Consider the following 7,585-nt stretch of genomic DNA (forward strand, 5'->3'; position numbering starts at 1 on the left):
TTTTTACATAGATAATTTCGATCCTAAAGAAAACGGCACCGATTCAGGAGAAGAAGCCCATTGTTTGTTGGGGGTATTTCCCATCTGAAAAGATAATGTACCTCCATTCATTATATCAGAGTGGAGAATGTAACTTTTATTGTATGATTTTCCATTGAGAGTTGCCGATTGTATATAAATATTGTTTTCCGAAATATTCTTGGCCTCTATCTTAAATTGTTTCCCATTTTCAAGATTGATCTCTATATTTTCGAAAGTAGGACTTCCTATTACATAATATGGCATGCCGGGACATACAGGATAAAACCCCATCATGCTAAAAACTAGCCAGGCAGACATTTGTCCTGCATCATCGTTCCCGGAAAGACCATCGGGAGAATTGAAATATTCTTTATTAATAATTTCGTGTACCCATTTTTGTGTTTTCCAAGGTTCTCCCAAATATGTAAATAAATAAGCCACATGGTGGCAAGGCTCATTTCCGTGCCAGTAATATCCATCTTCGAAGAAGGTGTCCAAATGGCTAATCGCTCTTTCTTTACCTATAATATTAGTCAGCCCCTCAATGTCGTGTGGCACATACCATGTATAGTGAAAAGGGGTTCCCTCACATATATAGGATACAAATTTGGTGTGATCGAATGGAGAAATCCATTTACCATCAGTGTAACGTCCTCGGGCAAATCCAGTTTCAGGGTCTATCACATTTTTATAGTTTTTAGCTCTTTCTTGCAATATATTATAGTCCTCGGTTTTTCCTAGTTTCTTTGCTACCTGAGATAATACAAAGTCATCATATGTATATTCCAGAGTACGGGAGACTTGTTCTCTTTTGTGAAATGCGTCCAAAACTTCATCTTCCAACGGAATATAGTTGTATTTCAGATAAGAATCCATCGCTCTTCGCCCCTTTCCACCGATATAGCTTTGATGATCCTGATTAGCTTCAAAAGCATTTTTGCGCATCAGGAAGTACGCCTCTTCGTAATCAAATCCGGGAGTATTTTTTATTATGGCATCTCCAAGCATCGACAAACAATGATCGCCAATCATTGCAGCTGTATAACTGTTCCATGCTGGGAATATAGGAAGCCATCCGCCTTGCTGTCCTTTTAATACCAGTGAATGTGCCATGTCTCCATTTCGTGTAGGATTAAGGATGGAAAATAGCGGATGAACAGCTCTGAAAGTATCCCACATTGAAAAATCGCAATAATAGGTAAAACCCTCAGCTTTCATTGTTTTTTTATTGCCATCGAATGCCGAATAAGAACCATCTACATCACTAAATGTTCTTGGCAGAAAATGTACATTATACAAAGCTGTATAAAACCGTACTTTATCACTTTCCTTATTTCCTGTGACGACAACCTGCCCCAGAGTTTTATTCCAAGTATTAGACGATTCGTTGCGGACTCTCGGAAAATCCCATCCATGAATTTCGGTTTCAAGGTTTTTACGGGCATTATCTACCGAAGTAAAAGATGTTCCTATTTTTGCAAATACTTTATCAGTCGTTGAAGAATTGAGCTTTATCCATGCGCCTACTTTACTTTTTTTGCCATGCGCCTTACTTCCTTTTTCTATTATAGAATCTCCTTGCCATACTCCAAACTGCTCAATGTCGGCATTAAGTTGTATTACAAAATGTCCACTAAATCCGGCTGGTTGTCCATATCCTTGATAGATGCGGTGCACGGGGTTGTATCCTGTAATTTCTTTTTTCTGATAGTCTATTTCGATATATCCTTCACCTTCATCACTATTAGGTTCAATTATAATATAACGGTCCTCGGCCTTTTTATAATCGAAACTAAGTATTCCACTTCGCGATAGTCCGGTCATTTCAACCTGGATGTCATAGTTGTCAAGTAATACACTATAGAAAGAAGGGGTTGCAATCTCATTTGTATGCTTAAATGCAGAAGCTCTCTTTTCTGGGTCGATCTCTAGTCTGCCCGTCATAGGCATAATGGTTACACTTCCATAGTCTTGAGTGCAAGATCCATTCATCCAATGACTGGCTCTGAATCCCTGTATCGTATGTTGATAATAATAGTAAGGGGGATAACATTTTTTTTCCGAAGCCTGAGTTTGTGCCACCCAGTTTGTCATTCCATGCGGGGCACCTACTGCTGGCATATTTTGGCCTCGTTCTTCTGTCGAATTTTTATCTTTTCCTTCAACTACTCTTATGTCGGTTCCTATTAGTGGGTTTACATATTTTTGATAATTAACCTGCTGTTCGGCACATGATGCTAATAAAAAGACGACTCCTATTAAATAATATTTCATATTGATTATATCTTAAAAAAGGCAAAGAAGAACATACTCCAATTCATAGTATATTCTTCCTACCTACAATGAGATTATTTCGGTTCTATTTTATAATTATTCTGCGAGAGTTTAGGGTTCACATCAATTTGTTTTTGAGGTATAGGACAAATTAAATTTGTATCATTCAATTTATATCCTTTCGATTTTAGTACTTCAATTGCACGACCTGTACGAACCAGATCGAACCAACGATGCCCTTCAAAAGCAAGTTCTGCTCTACGCTCGTTCTCTACAGCCAAGAAGAATATATTCTTATCGGTAGTATTGATATCTATAGGGGTCGTTTCTGTCGTTTGGTATCCATATCCACGACGACGTATTTTATTGAGATATATGCAAGCTTCAGCAGTCTTTCCATTTTGATTCAAAGCTTCGGCGTACATTAATAAGACGTCTGCATATCGTATTACAGGGAAATTATTATTCGAGTCTCCATCCTGATATGGAGTGTCGAAATATTTACTAACATAGCGCGAATCAACCCATTTGCTTGTTTTATTATTGATATAACCCAATCTCATTGAAAAGTCACGGCGTAAATCTCCCGCACCATAGGAATTGTACATTTCTAGTTCCGGCACATTATTTCCACCAGATCCACCAACAGAAATTACACTTGTTCCTGAATTTTCAGGTGCAAACGAATTCGGGAAATTGTTTCCTTCTCCATACCCCCCTTTCTTAAATTGGACCTCAAAAACAGCTTCTTTACTATTATGATTATTAGCATTAAACACATTTGCATATCCATCTATATTTAATGAGCCTGCTGTGTTTTCGAGTAAAGAATATTCTCCACTGTTTATTACCTCTAATAATTTCTTCTCAGCATCGGTGTAATTATTGAGTGTAAGATATACTTTTCCTAAAAGAGACTTAGCTGCACCTGAAGTTGCACGTCCTATGTCTGAGGCTGAATACGATTTTGGAAGTTTTTCAGCCTCGGTCAGGTCAGCTACTATCTGAGTATATACTTTGTCTTTACTTTCACGGGCGTAATCGTATGACTCTGTTATTGTAATTTCCTTTAAAACTAAAGGAACATCACCATATACACGAACCAAATTGAAATACAGTAATCCTCTTAAGAATTTACATTCTAATTTGTATCTCTCTTTCAGATTATCGTCCATAGAGATATTATCAATTCGTCCTAAGATTGTATTTAATCTGTTTATCGCATCATAACATTTATTCCAGAAATCTGCAATATAAGGATTAGTGGTACGAATATAGAATTTGTCGAATTCATCCTGATCTGTAACCGAACCTGACAGAGCATTGCGTGTATTATCTGAAGGGATCTCTGACATTACATACCAATTTCCATATAGACTGCCTTCCTGTAATGCCGAATAAACTCCATTAACAGCAGCTGTAAATTGTTCCGGCGTCTTGTAATACTGATCAACAGACAACTCGGTCTTTGGCTGTAAATCCAAGAAACCATCGCATGATGTCAAGCTTATGCAGATACCTGATAGTAATAATAATTTATATATATTTTTCATAATAATCATATATTAAGTTATTTATTAGAATGTTACATTTACTCCAAAAGTGAAACTCCGAGCTAATGGATATGCACCATAGTCGGTGCCGGGAGCTAATACACTGTCTTCCTGAAAGCTTGTTTCAGGATTATATCCACTATAATCAGTTATTGTAGCTAAATTTTGGATGGACATATAGACACGGGCTCGTTGTGCAGTGAGTTTATTGGCCAAATTAAGAGGCAATGTATATCCTAAAGTCAGGTTATTGATACGTATGAAAGAGGCATCTTCTACCCAACGAGATGAAACCACATTGTTTTGTCCTGTAGTTAGAGAATTTGCACGAGGAGTCCAGCCATCTCCGGGATTCGACTCAGATTGCCATCTGTTAAGAACCTCCTTCATCTGATTTTGATTTCCTTCCATCTGCGTATAGAAACGCTTTCCGAGGTGTAATACATCACGTCCTTGAACTCCTTGAATCAATACACTTAGATCGAAACCTTTATAAGTGACTTGATTCATCATTCCCCATTCAAAATCAGGCATGTTACTTCCAATAATAGTACGGTCGTTTGCATCTATAGAACCACTTCCGTCAACATCAGCAAACTTAACATCTCCTACGTGTGAGTCAGACATATGAGGACTGTTTGCCAAATCGTTGGCATTCATATATACGCCTATTTGTTTATAGCCATAAAAACTTCCAATAGGCTCTCCTATCATAGTTATGTGAGTCGTTCCGGCTCCGCCGTCACTTTGTATGGGATCACCTGTTGGGCCAAGTTTGATCACTTTGTTTGTATTGGTCGATATATTGAAGTTTGTACTCCATGTAAAATCTTTATTCATTACATTCATACTATTAATACCAAACTCTAATCCTTTGTTATTCATTTCTCCAATATTACGCCAAGCATTCTTGAATCCGGTTATTGTAGGAATATCCACATTAAGTAACAGATCCGTAGTTATACGTTTATAAACATCTACAACAAATGAAAGTCGATTTTTAAGTATATTCAACTCAATTCCCGCATCGAATTGTTTTGTTTTTTCCCATGTTAAGTCTGCATTCGAAATACTTTTTTGTGCAGCACCAGTCACCACATTGCCGGTTCCGGCACCTAACACATAGTTTTGGGTACTCATCGTACCTATAGCATTATAATTACCGATGTTGTTATTACCTGTAAGACCAACGCTTGCTCTGATTTTAAGGTCGTCGATCCATGTTATTCCTTTCATAAAATCTTCCTGAGAAATTCTCCACGCTACAGATCCGGAAGGGAAATAACCGTAACGGTTGTTCTTTCCAAAACGGGAAGAACCATCGGAACGAATAGAGGCTGTCAGATAATAGCGATTGTTAAACCTGTAATTAACACGTGCCAAATATGATACCATAGACCACTCATTCATATCCGAAGTCCCGGTTTTTACTTTTGCATTGTTGATTGTTTGTATAATATCGTCCGGGAAATCAGATCCTTCCGATTTATTTTGAGAATATTTATTTTTTTGTAGTGTAAATCCTGCTACAGCATCTAATTCGTGTAGCCCGAAAGTGCCTGAATAAGATACTGTATTTTCATTTAACCAGTTGAATATCTCAAAAGCTTCGGCTGTAGCTTTTCTGTCTGTAGAAGGAAGAGGAGCTTCCACCCCATTTTTAGGAACTGTAGATGGGCGAAAATAGTTGTTTCTCCATTCTTTGAAGTCAGCACCCAAAGTAGTTCTCACTTTCAGATTATTCATTAATGAAAATTCTGCATACATATTACCAAACAAACGTAGGTTTGTATTTTCATCTTTAATTCCATTGGCCAAAGCTACAGCATTAGGTACGCCTGTGAGTCCGTCGCCGGCAACAGCATACATCGCCTGAGATGCATATGTTCCATCTTCCTTATATACAGGAACAATTGCTGATGTAGATAAAGCAGCATTGACAACACCATCGCTAGCCCAATGTCCACGGCCCACTTTTTTTGAATTCATATATGACGGAGCCAGATTAATTCCTACTTTCAGCCATTTATTGAAGTCTGTATCTACTTTTGCTCGGGCTGAAAATCGATTAAAGTCACTGCCTATAATAATCCCATCTTGACCAAAATATCCACTGGAAAACATATATTTTGTTTTTTGATCTCCACCCGTAACAGTTAACTGATAATTTTGAATAGGGGCAGATCTGAATATCTCATCTTGCCAGTCTGTTCCTGCTCCTATAGCAGCCATTGCACTAGCATCATCATATATAGCCGGATAGCGATATCGATTTCCTGCCGGCCGGGAGCTTAAAGGATCGCTAGCCTTTGCTCCTGCTACTCTGTCAACATAGTTGTTATTAAATGCTTCTTTACTAATCATAGCAAATTCTTGGGCATCTAGCATATCCATCTTTTTTGTTACATTCTGGAAACCATAATACATATCGAGATTGACATTTACTTTTCCTGCTTTCCCCGATTTAGTAGTAACAAGAACGACGCCATTAGCTGCCCGCGAGCCATAAATAGCCGCTGCCGATGCGTCTTTTAAAACCTCGATAGATTCAATATCATTAGGATTAACAGAGTTTAGGTTTTGATCTCCCAAAGGATATCCGTCGACTACATATAGAGGAGAGCTTGAAGCTGATATAGAGCCTGAACCACGTACTCTGATAGTTGCACCTTGTCCGGGAGTTCCACCGATTTGTTGTATTTGTACCCCGGCGATCTGTCCGGCCATTACTTGTGTTGCATCTGATACTTTCAGGTCCTTAGTCCGTTCAGATGATAATTGTCCAACGGAACCTGTCAAATCTTTTTTCTTAACAACTCCATATCCTATTACAACTACTTCTTCTAATGCGGCAGTGCTTTCATTTAAAACTATATTAAATTCGATCCTTCCTTTTACTGAAATTTCTTGAGTTACGTAACCAATGTAAGATATAACAAGAGTGGAATTCTCATCAGGCAGATTAATTGTAAAATATCCATTCACATCGGTTATTGTTCCTGAAGTAGTTCCCTTTTGTACTATTGATACTCCGATCAAAGGTTCTCCGGCATTGTCGAGTATTCGCCTCTTAACCCTGTGAGGCGGTTTCTGTTGAAGTTCTGATAATTCAGGTCTCAGTTGATTGTTCTTGACAACTATTATTTGTTTCCCTTTGATATGATAGTTCATATTACGAGGAATCAGCACACTGTTTAATATTTCCTCTAGATTCTTATTTTCAACTTGAACTGATATTCTCTCTTCATTCAGAATATCTTTCTTGTAAAAGAAAACATACTCTGTCGAGTTTTCTATTTCTGTAAATAATTTTTCCAGAGTAGCATCTTTTACATTTAAAGTTAAGTTAACTGTCTGTGAATGTGTATTTGCAGAATATACAGTACCGATACTGAAGGATAACAGTACAATGTATAAATTCATCATTTTCAGGAAAAGATTGTTTTGCCTACAATCCTTAAAAAGTTTTGGCGTTTTTTTCATAAGATTAAAGATTTTGGATGAACTAACAATTCATTAATTGTGAATGAGTAAAATAAATATTGATTTTACTTCTTAACTTTAAGGCAGTATTTTTCTCCGATATTTTCCATAGTTTAGATTTTTAAGGACATAATATGAATCTGGATTAGCTTTTTCTATTGGTATTAGTATTTCTTATTTTTATTAAATAACTCGTATAGGTGTTTGCGCACACACTTGAGTACGCTTTTATAAAACTTCAGTTTACCTTATAT

3 protein-coding genes are annotated in these 7,585 nt (G+C 37.2%); all 3 read right to left on the reverse strand.

The window, feature by feature from the left end:
* Positions 1 to 3: 3 nt before the first annotated feature.
* A complete protein-coding gene (locus JGH11_RS09730; RefSeq protein ID WP_201111392.1) occupies positions 4 to 2,295 on the reverse strand; it encodes a GH92 family glycosyl hydrolase in 2,292 nt (763 codons plus the stop codon).
* A gap of 74 nt (positions 2,296 to 2,369) precedes the next feature.
* Positions 2,370 to 3,848 carry a RagB/SusD family nutrient uptake outer membrane protein gene (locus tag JGH11_RS09735; protein WP_201111393.1) on the reverse strand — a complete coding sequence of 493 codons (1,479 nt, stop codon included), beginning with the start codon at positions 3,846 to 3,848 and terminating at the stop codon, positions 2,370 to 2,372.
* A gap of 24 nt (positions 3,849 to 3,872) precedes the next feature.
* On the reverse strand, positions 3,873 to 7,274 hold the full coding sequence (locus tag JGH11_RS09740) for a SusC/RagA family TonB-linked outer membrane protein (RefSeq protein ID WP_236263943.1): 3,402 nt from the start codon (positions 7,272 to 7,274) through the stop codon (positions 3,873 to 3,875).
* Between the last annotated feature and the right edge of the window lie 311 nt (positions 7,275 to 7,585).

The organism is Dysgonomonas sp. Marseille-P4677, from assembly GCF_016652235.1.
Taxonomy (GTDB): Bacteria; Bacteroidota; Bacteroidia; order Bacteroidales; family Dysgonomonadaceae; genus Dysgonomonas.